Here is a 21082-nt window from a genome sequence, read left to right as displayed (position 1 = left end):
ATAAGGATATACAAACCAAATATGGAGGTGCTTTATGGGGGGCAAGTCGAAACAAATGTTCAAGTTTTCCCTGATTATGCTGTTATCCCTGAGCTTTACACTGGCCGGATGCGGCGGAAACAACAACAATAATACCGCTAAAGTAGAAGAGACCAGTGGAACACAAGCGACGGCCGGTACGAGCACGGACGGCAAGGTCGAGCCATTTAACGTCAGCGTTTTCATTGGAGAAGCCGGCCAGCAGACGACTCCGGACAATAAGATTTTCAAGAAAATCAAAGAAGAAACGGGAGCGAGCTTCAATTTCGAATATTTGGCCGGGGACATTAACCAGAAGCTGGGCGTTATGATCGCCGGACAGGATTACCCGGATATGATGACCGGAAATACGAAGCTTACGGCGGCAGGAGCGTATATACCGCTGGAAGATCTGATTGAACAATACGCGCCGAATTTGAAAGCGCATTACGAAGACTACTGGAACATGATGAAGGACCCGAATGACGGACATATTTATATCCTGCCGAACTATGGCGTTTATAACGGCAAGGTGAACAGCGCCTGGTATTCAGGGCCGGCCTTCTGGATTCAAAAAGCAGTCCTCAAGGAATTTGGCTATCCAAAGGTTAAGACACTGGATGAATACTTCGATCTGATTGAGCAATATAAAGAAAAATATCCGAAGATTGACGGAAGCCCGACTATCGGCTTCGAGATTCTTAACTCTGACTGGAGAAACTGGGGTCTGTTCAACGCACCGCAGCACTTGATCGGCCATCCGAATGATGGCGGTGTCGTAGTAACTGACGGTGTCGCAGAGATTTTTGCAGACAAAGACTATGCCAAGCAATACTATCAGAAGCTGAACGAAATGAACGAGAAGGGTCTGATCGACAAAGAGACCTTTGTACAGAACTACGACCAGTATATGGCGAAGCTGTCCAGCGGCACGGTTCTGGGAATGTTCGACCAGCACTGGAATTTCAACGCTGCGGAGGATTCACTGACCACACAAGGGAAAATTGAACGCACTTATGTAGGTCTCCCGCTGGTATATGAGGAGTCAACTAAAGACTATTACCGCGATCTCGCGGTTCTGAACCTTAACAACGGCTTCGGCATCAGCATTAATGCCAAAGATCCGGTGAAGATCATCAAGATGCTCGACACACTGATTCAGGAAGATTGGCAAAAGGTGTTCTCATGGGGGATTGAAGGCGAGGATTACATCGTTGAGAACGGCAGATTTATGAGAACACAGGAACAGCGCGACAATGCAGCCGATGCCACCTGGCAGCTGGCTAACAAGGCCAAATCCTTCTTCGGCTTTCTGCCCAAGATGGAAGGAAGCTTCAGCGACGGCAATGCCACCGATGCTTCGGCACAGCCCGAAGAATACAAAGCAGGCCTGAAGCCTTTTGACAAAGAAGTTCTGGATGCTTATGGCTACGATACCTATGTGGACTTCTTCAGTGAACCGCCGGCCAACCCGATCTATTACCCGGCGTGGTCCATCGACTTGCTGGAAGGCTCCGATGCCAAAATCGCCAACACCAAGCTGAACGAATTGTCGACGAAGTTCCTGCCTAAAGCCATCCTTGCCAGCCCGGCAGAGTTCGATTCCGTCTGGAGCGATTATGTCGGACAGATCAAGAAGGCCAATGTGAAGGCCTATGAAGACAAGATCAATGAGCAGATTAAATGGAGAATTGATAACTGGAGTAAGTAATGGAGCATTAGCTTCCGGAATCAGAAGGCGGAGGGCCGGTTCCGGCCTTCCGCTTCCCAAATTTAAAATGATGGAGCGGGGAGAAAACTACTATGGCTGAGACCCTAAAAATAGAAACCGTCGTCCGGCATCCCAAGAAAAAAAAGAAGAAGCAGCCGATCACCTGGTCTCTGCTTAAAAGCCAGAACCAGCTCGTTTGGATGTCTGTACCGTTAATGCTCTATATTATTCTTTTTGCCTATGTCCCGGTTTGGGGCTGGACCATGGCCTTCCAGAATTACAAGCCGGCCAAATCCTTCAGCGAACAGGAATGGGTCGGTTTCAAGCAGTTCAGATTTTTGTTCACCGATGATAATTTCCTCCGTGTGCTGCGCAATACGCTGGCAATGGGGATCATTAATCTGGTTCTCGGCTTTGTGACGGCCATCGTGCTGGCGCTGCTGCTCAATGAGATCAAGAATGTGTTCTGGAAAAGAACGGTGCAGACGATTTCCTATCTGCCCCACTTTTTGTCCTGGATTATCGTTACCGGCATAGTGGCCACCTCGTTGTCCATTAATGACGGGATCGTGAATATCGTTCTGATGAAGCTGCATCTGATTAAAGAGCCGATTCTATGGCTAAGTGAAGGCAAATATTTCTGGGGAATTGTCGGTGCCTCGCATGTGTGGAAGGAAGTCGGCTGGAATACGATTATTTATCTGGCCGCCATTGCTTCCATTGATCCCGCGTTGTATGAAGCCGCTGAAATTGACGGAGCGAGCCGCTACAAAAAAATGAGATTTGTAACCTTGCCGGGAATTAAAGCGACGATCGTTATTCTGCTGATTATGTCCGTTGGGCATGTCCTGGAGGCGGGCTTTGAAGTACAGTATCTGCTCGGAAACGGGCTTGTGGTGGACTGGGCAGAAACGATTGATATTTTCGTACTGAAATACGGGCTTGCCCAAGGCAATTATTCACTCGCGACCGCCGGCGGGATTTTCAAAACCGTAGTCAGCGTAACCTTGCTGCTCATGGCTAATGGGATTTCGAAGCGGCTTGGGGAAGAGAGGTTGTTATAATCATGGCAAACCGACAAATTAGTCCTGGACAAAAAGCAGGGTTTACGATGAAAAAGAGCATAAGCTCCAGCAGGGTTGAACCGGTTCTGTTCCACTCGTTAAACACGGTCTTTATGATCTGCCTGGTGCTTGTGACATTATATCCGTTCCTGAATACGATTGCCGTTTCGTTTAACGCGGGCAATGATACTATCCGCGGCGGCATTTACCTGTGGCCGAGAGCTTGGACAATTCAGAACTATAAAGCTATCTTTGCTTCAGGGACGATTTATGACGCCTTCCTGATTTCGGTTGCCCGGACGGTGCTGTCTACCATACTCAACATTTTCCTGACTACAATGCTTGCGTATACGCTGAGCCGGAAGGAATATGTTTTCCGCAAGCCCATCACCGTCGTTTTTGTGCTCACGATGTACTTCAGCGCCGGTCTGATCCCCAGTTACTTCCTGATCAAGGATCTGCATTTGCTGAACAGCTTCTGGGTATATATTTTCCCGTCCATGATCAGCGCATTTAATATGATTGTTATCCGCACCTATATCGGCACAATTCCGGAAAGTCTTTTGGAATCGGCAAAAATAGACGGTGCCGGAGATTTCCGGATTTTTATGCAGGTTATTTTCCCTTTATGCAAGCCGGTGCTGGCGACCATAGCCCTGTTCGTAGCTGTAGGCGCATGGAATTCCTGGTTCGATGCCTTCATCTACACCTCCTCCAGACAAAATCTGAGTACCCTGCAATATGAGCTGATGAAGCTGCTGTCCTCCACAATGAACTCCAACAGCAATCCGAATGTTGCCGCAGGGGTGGGGATGGACCAGGATTCGGCCAAAGCCATGGTGACTCCGCTGTCGATCCGGGCTGCTATTACGGTTGTGGCTTCGGTGCCAATCCTGCTCGTATATCCGTTCATGCAGAAGTATTTTGTCGTGGGCCTGAACGTGGGCAGTGTAAAAGAATAGGTGCTGCCGGAAGCAGCCGGCATTGGAAAGGCTGAATACACATGATGGACGCTTCGCTTTCTTCTTCCCAACAAATTGCTTATAAAAACCCGGTGCTGCCGGGTTTTTATCCTGATCCCAGCATCACCCGGAGGGGGGATGACTACTTTCTGGTGTGCAGCTCATTTGAGTATTTTCCGGGGGTCCCGATCTTTCACAGCCGGGATCTTGTCCAGTGGACGCAGATCGGCCATGTGCTGGACCGGATCAGCCAGCTGGATCTGCGCGGGTGCAGCAGCTCCGGCGGCATCTATGCTCCAACGATCCGCTATCATGACGGCCTGTTTTATATGATCACCACGAATGTAAGCGGCATAGGGAATTTCTTCGTCACGGCTGCCGATCCGGCCGGGCCGTGGTCTGATCCGGTAAAGGTTCCCTTTGGGGGGATCGACCCTTCCCTGATGTTCGATGCGGATGGCAAGGTATATGTCACGGTTCAGGAGGGGTCAGGCTATGATTCCCATATTATCCAGTACGAAATAGATGCCGCCACCGGAGAGGCCTTGTCCGAGCCGGCGGTGGTCTGGACCGGTGATGGGGGGCCATGGGCGGAAGGCCCGCACTTGTACGCTATTGATGGCCTGTATTATATAATGTCAGCCTCTGGAGGAACGGGCCCGGAGCACCGTGAGATTATCGGGCGCAGCAGGGAGCCGTACGGGCCCTTTGAGCAGCTGGCGCATCCGATCCTGACCCACAACGGGATCGGGCACCCGATTCAATATCTGGGACATGCCGATCTGATTGAGGGACCGGGTGGGCAGTGGTGGGCAGTATTTCTCGGTGTCCGTCCGGGGAAAGAGGGGTTCAGCGTGCTTGGGAGGGAGACCTTCCTTGCTCCGGTGGGCTGGACGGAAGACGGCTGGCCGATGATTGACAACAATGAGGGGACAGTGGAATTGGATATGACAGTCGGACCTATTCCGTTAACCGGTCCGGAATTGGAACAAGTGCCGGGATTTGTAACGGAAATGGAACCGGGGTCCTCACCGGAGCCGTTGGCGCAGATAACACCGGAACCGGTGGCAGAGCCGATATCCGGCGAACCCGTACCGCCGGCGCTGCCCGGGCTGGAGCCGGCCGGGTTCCGCGGGAGTTATGATTTTGATGAGACTGAGCTGCCGTTTGCCCTGACCTTCGTGCGTAATCCGGCAGAGGGCAGCTGGTCCTTGAAGGAACGGCCGGGCTGGCTTGCGCTGTACGGACAGGCCGCAGGTCCGGGGGATGGCGGCGAGCTGGCTTTTGTAGGCAGAAGACAGCAGCACAAGGAAGCCGAATGGAGCACCCTGCTGGAGCTGGAATCACCCGGTGAGGGCGAAGCAGCCGGATTGTGCGTCCGAATGAATGAGCAGGCGCATTACGAGATTTGTCTGGCGCATAAGGACGGGCATGCGGTAATTGCCGCCTATTTGACGGTAAAAGGACAGACGCAGCTTGCAGCAGAGGTCCCGGCGGAAGCGGGCAGAGTGTACCTGAAAATTGCCGCTGATCCAACGGAATATGGGCTGTTCTATTCCCTGGATGGCCGCGGGTGGAGCAAGCTGGCTGCCGGAACGGCCTATGCCTTGTCGCCGCAGGCGGTGGAATTCAATGGGTTCACCGGTGTTGTAGCCGGTATGTATGCCGCAGGCAACGGGAAGGCGGCATTATGCCCGGCCTATTTTGACTGGCTTAATTATTGCGGATTATAAGGAGGCCATAACATGAGAGAGAGCAAGGATATTACGGAGCCGGCACTGAAAACGGTATTTGCCCGGGATTTCAAGATTGGCGCGGCTGTGAATTTGCATACGATCCGCTCACAGGAAAATCTGCTGGCTTATCATTTCAACAGCATCACTGCCGAGAATGAGATGAAGTTCGAGAGTCTGCATCCGGAGGAGGAGGAATACCGCTTCGAGGCGGCCGATGAACTGGCCGGCTTTGCGCGGAAGCATGGGCTGGCGGTGCGCGGGCATACCCTGGTCTGGCATAATCAGACTACCGACTGGCTATTTGCGGACGGAAAAGGCGGTGCCGCCAGCAAGGAAATGCTGCTGGAGCGGCTGGAGTCGCATATCCAAACGGTAGTGGGGCGTTACAAGGGCGACATTTACGCATGGGATGTCGTCAATGAAGTGATTGCCGACGAAGGCGGAGAACTTCTCCGCCCGTCGAAATGGCTGGAGATCGCCGGTCCGGATTTCATTTCCAAAGCGTTTGAATTTGCCCATGCCGCCGACCCGCAGGCCTTATTATTCTATAACGACTATAACGAATCCCGCCCCCATAAGCGGGATAAAATCCACACCCTGCTGAAGTCGCTGCTGCAGCAGGGAACCCCGCTGCACGGCGTGGGCTTGCAGGCGCACTGGAATCTCTATGATCCGTCACTGGATGAGGTGCGCGCAGCCATTGAGAAGTATGCCTCGCTGGGCCTCCAGCTTCAGCTCACGGAGCTGGATATGTCCCTGTTCCGTTTCGAGGACCGCAGGACGGATCTCAAGGCACCTCCCGCAGAGCTGCTTGAGCTGCAGGCACAGCGGTATGAGGCCCTGTTCCGGCTGCTGAAGGAATACCGCGGGGTCATCTCGGCGGTCACCTTCTGGGGAGCGGCGGATGATTATACCTGGCTGGACAATTTTCCGGTCCGGGGACGGAAGAACTGGCCGTTTCCGTTCGACGAAGGACATCGGCCAAAGCCTGCTTTTGAGCGGCTTGCTGAATTGAAGGACTGAAAATTGGCTTCAAGATCCACCGCTGATTTCGAATCGGCGGTGTTTTTTGCATGCCCGGCTATAGTGCTGCGGATCAGGAATGATTTCAGCCCATGCATGCCGTGGGACAGCTTGGACAATGATTAGGAGGAACGCTGGCAGTACCCTTTGCGGGTAATACTGCCACGGTCTTGATATATCATTTTTAGAAAAATGATGACACAGCGAAGAAAATGCCTTATTATTTAAAGAGATTTTTGATTAAACAGTTTTTAAATAATTATAATACACTTGGTTTGAAAACTAAGTGCCGCAGTTTGGGCAGTCTGGGAGGGGGGCTTCATATTCTATCGCTGAGCGGGGTAAGCAAAAGCTTCAACCTGAAGGACAGCCGCTATTATGCGGTTGACCGGGTATCGCTTGAGGTTCGGGCAGGAACGATCCACGGTATTATCGGGGCCAGCGGTGCCGGGAAATCAACGCTGCTGCGGCTGATCAACCTGCTGGAGCGTCCTGATGCGGGTACCGTTGCAGTAAGCGGCAGACTGCTGACGGAAATGCCGGAGAAGCTGCTGCGCAAGGAACGGCAGAAGATCGGCATGATCTTCCAGCAGTTCAATCTGGTAGGCAATGCGACCGTCAGCCGGAATGTGGCCATTCCGCTGGAGCTGGCCGGAGTGCCGCGGAGCGGACGGATGGAGCGTGTCCGGGAATGCCTGCAGTTTGTGGGGCTTGAGGATAAAGCCGGGCAGTACCCGGCCCGGCTCAGCGGAGGACAGCGGCAGCGGGTGGCGATTGCCCGCGCGCTGGCGAACAGTCCGAAGCTGCTGCTGTGCGACGAGCCGACCTCTGCACTGGACCCCGGTACAACGGCAGATATCCTTGGCGTGCTTCAGCATATCAACACTGTACTTGGTGTAACCATCGTCATTGTTACGCATGAGCTCGATGTTGTCCGGAGCATTTGCACGGATGTATCCGTGATGGAAGGCGGGAGGATCATCGATTCCTTCTCCCGCGAAGACGGCGGGTTTCTTGCCCCTGCGGGCCATGCGGGAAGCTACCGTGAGCGGATTACCGGCAAAGCGGGGGAAGCCCATGTTTGAAGATATGCTGAAATACCAGGATCAAATGTGGCAGTCCATTGGGGAAACTTTTGTAATGGTTGGATGTTCGGTAGGCGCCGCAGTGCTGCTGGGGCTCCCCTTGGGAACCGTTTTGTACTTTTGCCGCAAGGGCCAGCTGTATGAGAACAGGGCGCTGTCGATTACGCTGAACGGCATCGTCAATGTGGTTCGTTCGTTTCCTTTCCTGCTGCTGGTGGTTGCGCTGATTCCCTTCACCCGCTTGCTGCTGGGTACGGCCATCGGCACCATGGCTGCTACAGTGCCGCTGTCCATCGTCGCTATCGCCTATTATTCGCGGCTGGTCGAACAGTCTTTGCTGGAGGTGCCGAAGGGAACGATTGAAGCGGCGCTCTCCATGGGAGCCTCCAAGACGGGACTGATCTTCAAGTTTCTGTATGTGGAGGCCCGCTCGGGACTGGTGCTGGGGCTGACGGCTTCGACGATCAGCTTCATCTCTTTCTCTACCGTTATGGGGGTGGTCGGTGGTGGAGGGGTTGGCGACTTCGCCATCCGCTACGGGTATCAGCGTTTTGAGACCGAGGTGATGGGTTACGCCATTTTCGTAATGATCGTACTGGTGCAACTGATCCAGTTTACCGGGAGCACGCTCGCGCGGCTGCTGGATAAGCGCTGAAGGAACAGGCCCGTCTAATTCGCAAGACAGAACAACAAAAAATGGGGGTTAACTGCAACTATGAAAAAGACAATGAAGTATACGCTTATGCTGCTGGTACTGGCAATGATTGCCGCAGGCTGTGGAAACAACAAGGAGGCCGGAAATACACCGGCGGCAACCGGCACTGAACCTGCCGCAATCAAAGTCGCCTCGCTTATTCCTCCGATGACCGATATTCTTGAAATCGTTAAGCCGCTGCTGAAGGAAGACGGCGTGGATATGGAGATCGTCATCCTGTCCGATAATGTGCAGCCCAACGAGGCGCTGGCGAATAAAGAGGTGGATGCGAACTTCTTCCAGCATGTGCCATACATGGAGCAGTTCAACGCCAGCAAAGGCTCTAAGCTTGCAGAGGTACAGCCTGTATATGACGCCATCTACGGCGGTTACTCCAAGCGTTATAAAGCGATTGGGGATCTGCCGGAAGGCGCAACGCTGGTCATGGCGAATGACCCGTCCAATATCGGGCGCTCGCTGCAAATGTTCGCCAAGGCCGGACTGATCAAGCTGAAGGAAGGTGCGGGCATTCAGGCAACCCAGGCCGACATCACCGAGAATGCAAAAAACTTCAAGTTCGAGGAAGTTGACCTGCTGATGCTGGCCCGCATGCTGGATGATGCGGATCTGGTGGCGATGACCCCGGCGTATGCCAGCCCGCTCGGACTGACACCGAAGAAGGATGCGCTGATTACCGAAGGTGACGATTCCGAGTTCACCATCACTCTGGTGGCGCGGGAGGACAACAAGGACTCCGACGCTATCCAGAAGCTGGCGAAACGCATCAGCGGCCCGGAAGTAAAGAAATTCCTTGAGGAAGAATATGCGGATATTGCGCTGCCGGCTTTCTGAGGCAGCGTTGCGTGAGCAGCTTCGCTGTTTTGATCCGGCCCGGGGGCGGAAATAACGGCAGAAGTGCCGTTGTTGCAGCGCCGGCCGCCGGAAAGGCCGGAAATAACGGCAGAAATGCCGTTGTTGCAGCGCCGGCCGCCGGAAAGGCGGCGAATAACGGCAGAAGTGCCGTTGTTGCAGCGCCGGCCGCCGGAAAGGCGGCGAATAACGGCAGAAATGCCGTTGTTGCAGCGCCGGCCGCCGGAAAGGCGGCGAATAACGGCAGAAATGCCGTTGTTGCAGCTATCTTTAACTTTTCAGGTTCAAAAAATATATAGCCCTTAACAGACCTATCTATACCAAATATATCAGCTGCGAACATTTATGGCTGCGGCAACCTCATACTGCGCTGATTCAATCCAGCGTCCCGTAGTGAAATCCCGGCCCCGGACGAGTACCTTGTCAGGATAGACCTCCACATAGTAGCCTTGGCTGCCGGCCTTGTGTTCATCTGCGTTGGTCCAGAGGTAGGCTACTGAAGCGGCATTGAACATGGTAGCTGTCTCCCCGTTGCCGGGATACATGGTGTTATCGGCCTCAAGCTCCCAATGGGTGTGGCCGGTAAATAAAAGGGCCTGCGGATATTTGGACAGGATAGCCCGCAGCTCCTTGTCCTGTGTCACTCCATACCACTCCTGTGACTCCAGCGATCCGGCTACCGTATCCTTCAGCGGCTGGTGAAGAAAGAGGAAGATAGGCTGTTCAGGCGTCACTGCTGCCCCGGATGCCTGACCGTTCTCCTTCTGTTCTCCAAGCTCCCGGCCAGTTTGCATCGGCCCTCCAAGCTCCATGCTGCTCAGCAACCGCTCGCCAAGTTCCAATTCGTTCTCCGTCTGCTCTCCAAGCTTCCGGTCCAGCCACCGCAGCTGCCCGTCCGACAGGCTGCAGAAAGCGGGCAGCCCTTCCTCCGTGCCGAGAAAAATAAAATGATACCCGCCGATCCAGCGGTCATGATAAGGACCAGGCATCCCGGTATGCGAGGTGTACATCCCCAGCCGGGCTTCCCAATCGCCGAGTCCAACCTCCGCCAGCCTGGATTGCCAGGGGCCGAGCCCAACGTCATGGTTGCCCAAAGTGTAGCGGATCTCCGGAAGAGAAGCCTCATGCATCTGCAGGATGCGGCGGACTTCCTCATATTCATCCGGGAAGCCATGATCCGTTATGTCCCCGACATGCATGATCCCGCTGCTGCCTTGAGCATTCGCCGCCAGATCCCGCAGTACCCGTTCAAAATTGAGATTGTACTCATGCGCGGGATCGGCAGTGATATGGGTATCCGTGATTACCTGAAAGGTTAGCAGCGGCTCTTGTCCGCTTAGCTTGATTGTGTTCATGAGCAAGGAAGCCTCCTTAAATGATGCTTGGATTTGTGTAGGTGTTTTCAGCCGCAGCTGCGAGAAACACATAAGCTGCCCCTGAGAAATAACACCCTCGAGAGCATGTAGAGCATGTAGAGTACTAATGGAAAGCGAAGCTAAGTAGAAATAGTACAACTAATTAGTCAAAATCCGTTCCCTAGCAGCTTTTAGTGGGATTTTCACTTATTCCTGAAAAATTCACCACACTTGGGCGGTATCGGGCGGATTAGGTCCACATTTTCCCGCTACGATTGGTTTAGGGGACGGATGCCGAGGATTAATGTTACTTTTTCCACTTGGATCCTAATGTCCTTTGGCGCTGATGTTCAACCCCACAATTCCGGCCACAATGACGGTTACCCACAGCAGGGAGGACAGCGTCAGCCGTTCTTCGAAAAACACCGCACCTACCACAGAAATCAGAATGATTCCGGCACCCGACCATACCGCATAAGCTACGCCGACCTTGATGGAGGTGAGCGCATAATTCAGCGAGGTAAAGCTGATTCCGTAGAACAGGAACATGAGCACGGACGGCCAGGGCCGGGTGAAGCCATGGGAGATTTTCATGGAGATGGTTCCGGACAGCTCGAAGAGAATAGCCATTGCCAGAAAAAACCAGGCCCATGCGCCCTCAGCCCTCAAGGTGCATTCCTTCCGAGGCTAAGTTCTGCAAAGGACTGTACAAGCGAATCTGCATCCGGCAAAAGATTGCATGCCGCCAATGTACCCGCTGTACCGGCAATCCCGCCGTCCGCCTCTGTACCGGACACACCGGTTATTCCAACGGCTACACGCGCCCCGGCGGCCCTGGCCATCCGCATATCGCCGTTCGTATCGCCGATGACGGCGACCCCGGAGGGATGCAGCTCCAGCCGTTCGCAGGCCAGCAGCGCCATATCGGCAAAAGGCTTGCCCCGCTCTACCTGATCCGTGCCGATCACGGCGGAGAAATACTCACGGATGCCCAGCCAGCGGAGATGGTTTTCGGCCGCCGCGGTGTCATCGGCAGTCACCACAGCCAGAGCCAGGCCTTGAGCGGTACAATCGTCAAGAAAGCGCAGCAGGCCGGGAAGCGGGAGCGCCGGGCGGCTCCGCTCCAGCATGGCGTCCGCCTCCTGGCGGCACGCATCCACCAGCTCCAGCGATTCCGCCCAGGACAATCCAAGCAGATAAGCTTGCCAGGACAGGATGGCGTAAAGATCACCCATCGTCCCCATGGCCAAGGGACCGTTCCGGTCATAATCTGTTATCTTTCCCTCGGCATTATGAACGGTTCCCAGCAGGGAGGCCAGGATCTGCACCGGAAATTTGAGCCCGCGTTGTTCCAGTTGCCGGGTGAACTCCCCCAGGAAGCATTCACTCCAGCTTCCCCAGAGAGAGAGGAACTGCACCAGCGTTCCATCCTTGTCGAACAGGATGGCGGATACGGAATAATTCCCTTGCGGAGTGATAAGCTCTGGCATCGCGCCGCCTCCTTTATTCAATAGTTCATCTCATAAAATATTAGGGTGTATATAACCGCTGTTTATTTCAGCTTGTCCAGTGCCGCCTGGGCGGTTTGCTGCGCTTCCTTAAGGGCTTCGGCGGCCGGAATATTCTCAATCTGCACCTTGTCTGCGGCGATGGTCAGCGCATCGTTGATTTTGCCCCCGGTAGGGTCCTGGAAAGGGGCGGAGGCGTGGGCCGCCTGCATCAACGGAATTTTGATCTGCGGATTGGTCTCACTGAACGAGATGAAGGCCGGATCTTCGAGCGCAGACTGCCGGACGGAAATGTATCCGGTGTTGATGGACCAGAAGGCGGTGTTCTCGGAGTTCGTGAAATAAGTCAGCCATTTGATAGCTGCTTGTTTTTCGGCATCCCCGGCCTTGGCCGGAATGCCGGCCATGATCGCCTGTGCCACCGGCTTGCCTTCGCCAACCCCGGCCCAGCCCGGCTGTTCCATTGCGGAGACGATGCTGAAATCCAGATCTCCCTGGTCGCCGCTGGAGCCGATATAGCCTGCGGCTTGGCCTTTCATTACATCGTCAATTGTCTTGTACCAGTACTCCCAGCCTTGTCCGCCGGAGTGAATGCGCATCGTCTTGTCCTCATGAATCCATTTGCGGAACAGATCCCAGGTTCCGGTCCACTCAGGGGAATCAATCGTCACCGTGGTGCCGTCCGCGCTGAGAATGCTGCCGCCCTTGCCCAGCACGGCATCGATCATGTTGCCTGAACCCCACATCGGCTCCCAGCCGAAGAAGGTGGTTTTGCCGCCGTCCTTGACCGTCATTTTTTCCGCCGCCGCCGCGAGGTCCTCCCAGGTCTTAATCTGGCTCGCATCTATGCCGCTTTTTTCAAAAGCATCCTTGCGGTAGTACATAATTTGTGTCGTTCCATACATCGGGAGGAAATACTGCTTGCCATCGACCTGGCCCTGGCTCAGGAAGGTCTGGACAAAATCCTCTTTATTGAAGTCAGGCAGTTGGGCAATCAGCTCATCCATTGAGGCGAAATAGCCCTTGCGCGCCCAGTCTACATTGGAGGAGAGCACTGCGGCAGGCACCTGTCCGGTGGCGATGGCCGCCTGGAGCTTTTGCTCGGTTTCAGTGTAGTCGGCCTGCACAATGCCCTTAACAATGACCTCCTGCTGCGAGGCGTTGAATTTCTGAATGAGCGATTCCATATTTTCTCCGAGCTTGCCGCCCAGTCCATACCAGAATTCGATGGTTACCGGTGCGCTTTGGGCAGGAGGGGCTTCTACGGCAGGAGCTGACGACGCTCCGCCCGCCTCCGTAACATCCGGGGCAGAATTTCCGCCGCAAGCTGTGAGCACTGTGAATCCGGCAATCATGGATACCGCCGATAGCCTTTTTAATACGTTCATCATCATTCTCCTTTTTGTTTGAAAATGTAAAATTTCAGCCTTTACTGGAGCCGGCAGTCATATTGACACTTTGCATAATTGTTTTTTGCGCCAGCAGGAAGACAAGCAGCAGCGGGGCGATGGTGAAGGCGCTGGCGGCCATGATCAGCGGCCATTTCAATCCGTATGCACCTCCTTCCACGAAAAAGCTGCGCAGACCGGCGGACACGAGCTGGAGGCTGGGATCTTTGGTAATCAGCATCGGCCAGAAATAATTGTTGTACTGTTCAATGAAGGTAATCAGTGCCAGTACGGCAAAGGAGGATCTTGTCACCGGCACCAGCACCGTCCAGAGAATCCGCATATGTGAGGCGCCGTCGACTTCACCGGCCTCTACCAGCTCATGCGATACCTGCAGGAACGCTTGTCTGATCAGAAAGATCGAGAAGATGCTCACGCAGTTGGAGAGAATCAGCCCGGCATAGGAATTCAGCAGATGCAGCTCGGACAGTACAAGATAACCGGGCAAATAGACCGCTGTAGCCGGAACCATATAACCGAACAGGATCACTCCGGCAAAAAGCCCCTTCAGGCGGAATTTCATATGCGTCAGCGCATAGGCCATCATGCCGGAATTAATGACCTGCAAAATGACGATGGAGCCGGCGACAAAGATGCTGTTGCCCATATATCTGGCGAACGGCGCCTCGTTCCAGGCTTCGGCAAAATTGCCCCAGAGCGGTTCCTCAGGCCAAAGCGTGGGCGGGGAGCGCCAGATTTCATCATTGGTTTTGAGTGCGCTGGTGACCATCCAATAGAACGGAAAAGCCATCAGCAGGGCAAGCGCGGCAAAAAAAACATGACGGGCCGGCCCGCCCAGTCGTGTGAGCATACGCAAGCGGCTAGACCTCCTTTATATAGAAGAAAAAGAATAAGATTATTGATAATGAGTGGTCCGCTTGCTGACGCTGAATGACAATACCGACAGCAGCATGCAGATGAAGACCAGAACGACAGCTACAGTGGAAGCCTCTCCGATCTGGAAGGATTCGAAGGCGGACTGATAATACAGATACAGCAGGGTGCGGGTGGAACCGGAAGGGCCTCCTTGAGTGAGCACGTTGATCTGATCGTAAGCCTGAAGCGCCTGAATAATCTGCACCACGAACAGAAACAGAGTGGTCGGCGAGATCAGCGGCAGGGTGATGCGAAGGAACTTCTGCGCGGCGCTTGCCCCGTCAAGCTCCCCGGCTTCGAGCAGATCGGAGGGGACATTCCGGAGCGCCACCAGATAAAAGATCATTGCCCAACCCACCGACTTCCAGATCGTCACGAGCAGCACTCCGGCCAGCGCCCATTTGGGGTCCTGCAGCCAGCCGATTTTGTCTATGCCCAGGAACTCGAGCACCGTATTGGCAAGCCCGACATCTGGCTCATAGATCCACGACCAGACAATGGATACGGCAACGGTCGGCGTGACCCATGGCGAGAACAGCAGCACCTGATAGAGTGCGGAGCCTCTCAGCTTGCGGTTCATCAGCAGGGCAAGCCCGAGTCCAAGCAGGATGGTCGGCAGCACGCTTCCCGCACAGAAGAGCAGAGTAACTCTCAGCGCTTTGTAGAAGGCCGGATTGCTGTAGAGATCGGTATAATTTTGCAGTCCGACAAAGGTTTTCTCCGGGCTCATAAAGTCCCATTCCGTGAAGCTGAGATACAGCACATACAGCAGCGGCGCCAGCCAGAACAGAACGAACGGTACCATTGCCGGCAGCGTGAACAGCACGGGCTTCAAGCCGCTTATAACCTTTGAGCGTGTCATTTTTGTTCCGATACCCCATTCCATCTTCTTTGTGTTGCGGTATAATTCAGAGGAAAGCTTCTCTGTTCAAAAAAAATTGTACACTCATGAAGCGGCCCTATGGTCAAGCAGACGTAAATATCGTTCGGAAATTGTGTAAAATTTGTAGAAACTTTGCCGCGAAGCTTCAGTTTTGTGTAATGTTAAGGGAACAATTCTAATTAGAGTGAAGGTGCAGCGAATGAAGCAGGCCGTATTTGGCGAGGACAACCAGCATTTATCTCCGCGGGAGCTGCTGCTGCGCGGGGTGATTGATGCGATAGCGCAGACGATGGACTTATATGGAGCGAATTATTCCTTCGGGCAGCTCTACGGCATCATGTTTTTTGAAGACAAGCCAATGACTCTCGAAGAAATGAAGCAGGTTATGAATATGAGCAAAAGCAATATGAGCTACGGTGTCCGCTCGCTGATCGCCTCCCGAATGGTGACCAAGCTGGATGAGAAGCGCGAGCGGAAGGAGCTGTATGCGGCGGAAACGGATTTCTTTCAGGCGTTCAGGAACTTTTTCACCCTGAAGCTCCAGCGGGAGATTGATGTGATGCAGGAGGCGATGGGCGCGGCAATCCCTGAACTGGAGGCTCTAACCCAGGCGGCGGACACTCCCGAAGAGGAGCGGCAGGCCTGCGTCAGAGATTTGGACAAGCTGCAGCATGCGGTAGAATATTATGCCTGGCTGCAGCGTTTTGTATCGGGATTGGAGGAAGGGGAGCTTTTCGGCGGGCTGCCGGGCAGGGGCTAACCGCTGGCAGCAGCGCGGACTCAGCTTATCTCTACCCTGCTCAGACAGCGGCATAAGTCAGCTTCACTTGCCGGCAGCCGCGGTTTGAGGGGTTTTTGCGCGTAAAAGCAAGCCTACGAATCGTTATTTTGAAGACTGATTTAGATTGGAATATTACGATTTAGAAGAAAAAATCTTATTTTTGTCACGATTCGTTTGAATTTTGATTATTACTGTAACGATTAGTTATTATCTGAACAAATCATGCTATAATTTGCCCAGGAGGCGGTCCTATGGACGAACTGGATATCAAAATTCTAAAGCTGCTGGAGGAAAACGGGAGACTGCCCCATGAAGAGATCGGCAAGCTGCTGCATATCTCGCGGCCATCGGTCCATCAAAGGGTGGGCAAGCTGGAGAAGAGCGGAGTGATCAAAGGCTACAGAGGAATTGTGGACTGGAGCAAGCTGGATCAGAAAATTAAAGTCATGATCTCCGTAAAGGTTGTCAGCCAGGGCTTCAAGGAAGCGGCAGGCAAGATCATCAGCATTCAGATCCCGGGAGTGAGCATTATAGAGTGCCAGCGGCTGGCTGGAGAGTGGTGCATGCTGCTTAAGGTGAGGGTGGCCTCACCCGACCAGCTTACCCTGCTGCTGGATGAAATTCTCCGGATACCGGATATTAAGGAAACCTCGACTACTTTTATTTTATCTACTATGTATGAAGATGGCATAAAGGGAGTATAGCCGACGGTGAAGTCTTGCAGATGTACATATTTTTCAAGAGAGGGTGTGCAGCATGAAGCAGAAGGCCAAAGTAAATTCGGTGTATGTGGTCGGCATTGCATTGTTGTCGGTATATTTATTTTGGGGTGGCACCTATGCCGGCATGAAGGTCGCTATCGAAACGATGCCGCCCTTTCTTATGGCAGGGGTGCGCTTCTTTACAGCGGGAGCGGTTCTGTATGTGATCTCCAGATTAAGCGGCGCCAAACGTCCGGCAGGACACCAGTGGAGGTCTTCGGCTATCGTCGGCGCGCTGCTGCTGCTCGGCGGCAACGGTCTGGTTGCCTGGTCGGAGCAACGGGTATCCTCATCTATTGCATCATTGATCGTTGCCGCTGTTCCCGTCTGGATGATGCTGTTTAGCTGGTTCGGCCGCGGCGGCAAACGCCCCAATACCGGCGTCATTGCCGGAATTATCCTTGGTCTGCTGGGCATCGCCGTGCTGGTCTTCCAGCCGGGGCGGGGTGAGAGCGGCACGGCTGCCGATCTGATCGGCATTATCACTTTGCTGGCAGCATCACTGAGCTGGGCAGCAGGTTCCATGTATTCTCGCAGCGCAAGGATGCCGGATTCTCCGCTGATGTCAACGGCGGCGCAGATGCTGACGGGCGGTGTGCTTCTGATTGCATTTTCCTATTTCACTGGAGACTGGTCGAAGCTGGATGTCCCCGGAATCTCCCTCCGTTCCTATGCTGCACTGGGTTATCTGGTTATCTTTGGCTCCATTATCGGATATACAGCGTATATCTGGCTACTCAAGAATGCCGATTCTTCGCTGGTATCAACCTATGCCTTCGTCAATCCGGTTGTCGCCGTGTTCCTTGGCTGGGCTATGGTGGGGGAGAAGCTTACAGTAAATACACTGCTTGCCGCCGTGATTATTATAGCTGCCGTGGTTTTGGTAACTATTTTCCGCGGCAAGCCGCAGCGGCGCACAACTCAAGCAGCGCTTGATATACCAAGCAGACAGCCGTCGGTGCACTGAAAGCTCCTTAGCGGAAGGGGTCCAGGCAAGTTTGATACGCTTAGGACAGGCCGGAATAGCGTCCGGTTAAGAGAAGGGCATGTTGACCCGAAATCCCGATTTCTGTTGCACAAAATACAGCAGAATGCGATTCGTCCCCGAAAACTGGCAAATCTATTGCAGAAAATACATTCATGTAACGAAGCCTCCTTTATTAGTCCAGCCACAAACGGACACCGCCCCTTGGTTAAGGGTGGTGTCCGTTTCTGATGATATAGCTGCTATTCCGCCACCGCGACGAAATGGAACAGCTTGCTCTGGAAATCACCGTGCAGCTCTGGCAGGAGCAGCCCGGCATACATCAGCCGGTCGCCGCCGTATACGGCGCCGGTTTCCTGGAGTACGTAGTCCTTCTCCGGGTCAAGGCCCTGGAGCCGAAGACGCGGGCGGCTCTCGTTCGGTCCGGCCAGCACGCGGAAGTAGCCGGCCAGTGCCTCGGAGCGGTCTTCCGCCACGAACATCCAGGCTGTTTCATTGCCCTCGAACGGCGAGAGAAGCCGGTACATGTCGCCCTGCTGGACAAGGGAACGGATTTCCTTATAAAAGGCGACCTGGGCTGCGGCTTCGGCCTGTTCCTCCGGCGTGAAGCGGGTCAGGTCCAGCTCATACCCGAAATTGCCGGACATCGCAACATCTCCGCGCATCGAGAGCGGGGTGCTGCGGTGAACCTGATGGTTCGGCACAGCCGAAATATGGGAGCCCATGCTGCTGGCCGGGTATACGATACTGGTGCCGTACTGGATTTTGAGGCGTTCCACCGCATCGGTGTCATCGCTCGTCCAGGTCTGAGGCATGTAATGGAGAATGCCCGGATCGAATCTGCCGCCGCCGCCGGAGCAGCTTTCGAACAGCACATGCGGAAATTTCGAGGTGATTTCCTCCATAACCCGGTACAGCCCCAGCATATAGCGGTGGGCTGTTTCTCCCTGGCGTTCGGGCGGCAGGGCCGCAGAGCCGATCTCGGTCATATGGCGGTTCATATCCCATTTGACATAGGTAATCGGAGCCGCGGCCAGCACACTTCCGACTGCATCAATAATATAATCGCATACCTCCTGCCGCGAGAGATCCAGGATCAGCTGGTTGCGGGCCTGACTGCGTCTGCGGCCTTGCACATGCAGGCACCAGTCGGGATGGGCGCGGTACAGCTCGCTGTCCGGGGACACCATCTCAGGCTCGAACCAGAGGCCGAACTGCATGCCGAGTTCCTTGACCCGTTCTACCAGATCGGGCAGACCGTGCGGCAGCTTGCGGGTATCGACGAACCAGTCTCCCAGTGAGGTGGTGTCGTCGTCGCGGCGGCCGAACCAGCCGTCGTCAAGGACGAACAGCTCGATGCCGAGCACTTTGCCGGCCCGGGCGATATCTACGATTTTGTCCGCATCGAAGTTGAAGTAGGTGGCTTCCCAGTTGTTGATCAGCACCGGGCGGGGCTCATCACGGTAGAGCCCCCGCGCCAGTCGTGTCCGATACAGCCGGTGGTATATGCGGGACATGCCGCCGATCCCCTGGCCGGAGTAGACCAGCACGGCTTCCGGCGTCTGAAAGCTACCGCCGGGAGCAAGCAGCCAGCGGAAGCCGAACGGATTGATGCCCATAGTGACGCGTGTAGTTCCGTATTGGTCCACATCGGCATTGGCACTGAAGCTGCCGCTGTAGACCAGGCTGAAGCCGTAAGCCTCTCCGCTATCCTCTCCGGTCCGGGGAGAGAGCAGGGCAAGGAACGGATTCTGCTGATGGCTGCTGGCCCCGCGTTTGCTGTCAATGCCCTGCCGCCCATTATGCAGTGGAGCACGGACCAGGTGGCGTTCCCGGGCCCATGAGCCGGACAGCTGAACCAGCTCGTAGTTGTCATGCGGGAAGTCGAGCGCTGCCGACAAGGCACGGTTCAGCTTCAATGCAGCGCTTCCGGTATTGATCAGGCGGGTCGAGCGGATAATGGCGTCGAAGCCGTTCATTACCGTATAGGACAGCTCAGCGCGCAGGCCTGCTGCGGCATCTTCCAGCACAAGCTGCAGTGTTTCGGCCCCGTCGCCGCTTTCGGCGTATACGGCAGGCAGCCCTTCCAGTGGAGGTTTTCCTTGGATAATGCTATGGGATATATAGGTCAGCTCCGTAACGGTTGTGCCGTTCGGAAGCTCGGCCTCGTAAGCAGGCTCCCGGAAATCCCCTGAGCCATACCCGGGATATTCCTGGGGAAGCGTGTCAAGGGAGAATGCGGGTTCTTGGGGATCAACGGTGCTGCTGAAGCCCATAGCTCCGGGACCAAACAGGTCGGAAATGGCGGAACCGCGGATTTTTCGGCCCCAGTGCAGATGCACGGGGTAGGAACCGCGGGCAAGACCGAATACATAGCTGGTATTTGCAGTCTGCAGATGAAAAATTTGCTGTTCGGCATCGTAAATAATGGACAAGGAAACAACCTCCTAGAATATGCAGTGAAAGCGTGAAATAGAGAGACAGCCTCATTATAAGTCTGTTTCGCGGCCAAGCGTATGGAGAAAAGCAGATTCCATATGGACGAATGTATTATCTTTGATGGCCGCTGTCTGTGGTCATTGTTACGGGAATGCAACAAGTGTCGCTATAATGTGCCGGTAATTTGACCGCATCACCACTCAGGAGGCCGTAAAATGAACAAAGGCTGTCCACATGCAATGATGCACGGAACAGCCTTTTTAAAGGATATCAATATAGAGTTCACTTGATAAAGTATCTTTCTCCTGAACAGCCGCCGCTTTGCCTCTAAGGACGATTAAGACGGCTTTGCTTGAAATATAAGATTTTATCCTGAATTTCGAAAGTAAGTATCCACAAATCATCTAACAAAGCTCTACGGAATTCAGGATGAATGGAACCGGAGAGCCTGAACAAGGTGATGAAAAGCAAGGAGGTTCATAAGGAACGAAAGCGAAGTGTAAAAAGTAACACTAATGGGCTGGAATTCTGGCTTGAACGGGCTTTAGTGGGATTTTGTACACCTAATGGAGGCCCGCTCCCCCCAAATGGCTGATTTCAGCCGGATTAGGTGTACTTTTTCCCACTAGGAATGATCCAAGATCGGAATGCGGTGGATTAGTTATCCTTTTTACCACTAAAATGGCTGCCCTTTGGATGAATGGTTCAAGTTCCATCTTAATGCAGGCGTATTCCTCTGTAAGGGAGAGAACCGGATCGATTAGGGGTCCTTTTTTCCCTCTAAGACCTTGCGAAAAAGCGGCTGGGGAAATATGAAGTGACCTTTCCACCTGGCTTCAGCAGCCAGCCTTACACCTGAAATGCAAACCGCTGCGCTGCCCGG

20 protein-coding genes are annotated in these 21082 nt (G+C 54.1%); 12 read left to right on the top strand and 8 right to left on the bottom strand.

Features of this window, described 5'->3' with window-relative positions; all coding sequences use genetic code 11:
* The first annotated feature begins 34 nt into the window (after positions 1–34).
* From HYD27_RS15575 to HYD27_RS15535, 9 genes are all read left to right on the top strand, one after another.
* On the top strand, positions 35–1729 hold the full coding sequence (locus tag HYD27_RS15575) for an extracellular solute-binding protein (protein WP_219216625.1): 1695 nt from the start codon (positions 35–37) through the stop codon (positions 1727–1729).
* Positions 1730–1821: 92 nt separating this feature from the next.
* Entirely contained in the window at positions 1822–2793 is a 972-nt protein-coding gene (locus tag HYD27_RS15570) for an ABC transporter permease (protein WP_219216623.1), read from the top strand.
* Positions 2794–2795: 2 nt separating this feature from the next.
* The gene (locus tag HYD27_RS15565) at positions 2796–3755 is read left to right on the top strand and encodes a carbohydrate ABC transporter permease (protein WP_219216621.1); all 960 of its coding nucleotides are present in this window, start codon (positions 2796–2798) and stop codon (positions 3753–3755) included.
* A 41-nt stretch (positions 3756–3796) separates the two neighbouring features.
* The gene (locus HYD27_RS15560; RefSeq protein WP_219216619.1) at positions 3797–5488 is read left to right on the top strand and encodes a glycoside hydrolase family 43 protein; all 1692 of its coding nucleotides are present in this window, start codon (positions 3797–3799) and stop codon (positions 5486–5488) included.
* A 12-nt stretch (positions 5489–5500) separates the two neighbouring features.
* A complete protein-coding gene (locus HYD27_RS15555) occupies positions 5501–6514 on the top strand; it encodes an endo-1,4-beta-xylanase (RefSeq protein WP_219216617.1) in 1014 nt (337 codons plus the stop codon).
* A gap of 323 nt (positions 6515–6837) precedes the next feature.
* The gene (locus HYD27_RS15550; protein ID WP_309242074.1) at positions 6838–7599 is read left to right on the top strand and encodes a methionine ABC transporter ATP-binding protein; all 762 of its coding nucleotides are present in this window, start codon (positions 6838–6840) and stop codon (positions 7597–7599) included.
* Positions 7592–8254, top strand: a complete 663-nt coding sequence (locus HYD27_RS15545) for a methionine ABC transporter permease (RefSeq protein WP_219216613.1) — start codon at positions 7592–7594, stop codon at positions 8252–8254. The genes HYD27_RS15550 and HYD27_RS15545 overlap by 8 nt, the downstream gene beginning before the upstream one ends.
* A gap of 60 nt (positions 8255–8314) precedes the next feature.
* Positions 8315–9145 carry a MetQ/NlpA family ABC transporter substrate-binding protein gene (locus HYD27_RS15540; protein ID WP_219216610.1) on the top strand — a complete coding sequence of 277 codons (831 nt, stop codon included), beginning with the start codon at positions 8315–8317 and terminating at the stop codon, positions 9143–9145.
* Positions 9146–9156: 11 nt separating this feature from the next.
* Positions 9157–9462: a hypothetical protein gene (locus HYD27_RS15535; protein WP_309242073.1), complete on the top strand. Its 306-nt coding sequence runs from the start codon at positions 9157–9159 to the stop codon at positions 9460–9462.
* 30 nt (positions 9463–9492) lie between these two features.
* Here the strand turns inward: HYD27_RS15535 and HYD27_RS15530 are convergent, their stop codons facing one another.
* The 6 genes from HYD27_RS15530 to HYD27_RS15505 form a co-directional block, all read right to left on the bottom strand.
* Positions 9493–10518: a metallophosphoesterase family protein gene (locus HYD27_RS15530; RefSeq protein WP_219216608.1), complete on the bottom strand. Its 1026-nt coding sequence runs from the start codon at positions 10516–10518 to the stop codon at positions 9493–9495.
* A 327-nt stretch (positions 10519–10845) separates the two neighbouring features.
* Positions 10846–11187: a DMT family transporter gene (locus tag HYD27_RS15525; protein WP_219216606.1), complete on the bottom strand. Its 342-nt coding sequence runs from the start codon at positions 11185–11187 to the stop codon at positions 10846–10848.
* Complete coding sequence (locus tag HYD27_RS15520) at positions 11184–12008, bottom strand: HAD family hydrolase (RefSeq protein ID WP_219216604.1); 825 nt, start codon at positions 12006–12008, stop codon at positions 11184–11186. The genes HYD27_RS15525 and HYD27_RS15520 overlap by 4 nt, the downstream gene beginning before the upstream one ends.
* A 62-nt stretch (positions 12009–12070) precedes the next feature.
* On the bottom strand, positions 12071–13414 hold the full coding sequence (locus tag HYD27_RS15515) for an ABC transporter substrate-binding protein (RefSeq protein ID WP_219216602.1): 1344 nt from the start codon (positions 13412–13414) through the stop codon (positions 12071–12073).
* A 34-nt stretch (positions 13415–13448) separates the two neighbouring features.
* The gene (locus HYD27_RS15510) at positions 13449–14285 is read right to left on the bottom strand and encodes a carbohydrate ABC transporter permease (protein WP_219216688.1); all 837 of its coding nucleotides are present in this window, start codon (positions 14283–14285) and stop codon (positions 13449–13451) included.
* 45 nt (positions 14286–14330) lie between these two features.
* The gene (locus HYD27_RS15505; protein ID WP_228745155.1) at positions 14331–15212 is read right to left on the bottom strand and encodes a carbohydrate ABC transporter permease; all 882 of its coding nucleotides are present in this window, start codon (positions 15210–15212) and stop codon (positions 14331–14333) included.
* 220 nt (positions 15213–15432) lie between these two features.
* Between HYD27_RS15505 and HYD27_RS15500 the strand changes: the two genes are divergently transcribed.
* The 3 genes from HYD27_RS15500 to HYD27_RS15490 all read left to right on the top strand — a co-directional run bounded on the left by HYD27_RS15500 (position 15433) and on the right by HYD27_RS15490 (position 17742).
* Positions 15433–15993 (top strand): GbsR/MarR family transcriptional regulator, encoded by a 561-nt coding sequence (locus HYD27_RS15500; protein ID WP_219216599.1) that lies wholly within the window; start codon positions 15433–15435, stop codon positions 15991–15993.
* A 272-nt stretch (positions 15994–16265) separates the two neighbouring features.
* Positions 16266–16718, top strand: coding sequence for an Lrp/AsnC family transcriptional regulator (locus HYD27_RS15495; protein ID WP_219216597.1), 453 nt, complete (start codon positions 16266–16268; stop codon positions 16716–16718).
* A 52-nt stretch (positions 16719–16770) separates the two neighbouring features.
* The gene (locus tag HYD27_RS15490) at positions 16771–17742 is read left to right on the top strand and encodes an EamA family transporter (RefSeq protein ID WP_219216594.1); all 972 of its coding nucleotides are present in this window, start codon (positions 16771–16773) and stop codon (positions 17740–17742) included.
* A gap of 40 nt (positions 17743–17782) precedes the next feature.
* Here HYD27_RS15490 and HYD27_RS32430 read toward each other — a convergent pair whose 3' ends face one another.
* Positions 17783–17917, bottom strand: a complete 135-nt coding sequence (locus tag HYD27_RS32430) for a hypothetical protein (protein WP_255596459.1) — start codon at positions 17915–17917, stop codon at positions 17783–17785.
* 85 nt (positions 17918–18002) lie between these two features.
* The gene (locus tag HYD27_RS15485; protein ID WP_219216592.1) at positions 18003–20195 is read right to left on the bottom strand and encodes an alpha-galactosidase; all 2193 of its coding nucleotides are present in this window, start codon (positions 20193–20195) and stop codon (positions 18003–18005) included.
* Positions 20196–21082 lie beyond the last annotated feature (887 nt).

The organism is Paenibacillus sp. S150 (genome assembly GCF_019352175.1).
In the GTDB taxonomy this organism is placed as follows: Bacteria; Bacillota; Bacilli; order Paenibacillales; family Paenibacillaceae; genus Paenibacillus_AQ.
The sequence above is the reverse complement of the archived record's forward strand: the minus strand, read 5'-3'. Positions and strand labels throughout refer to the sequence as shown.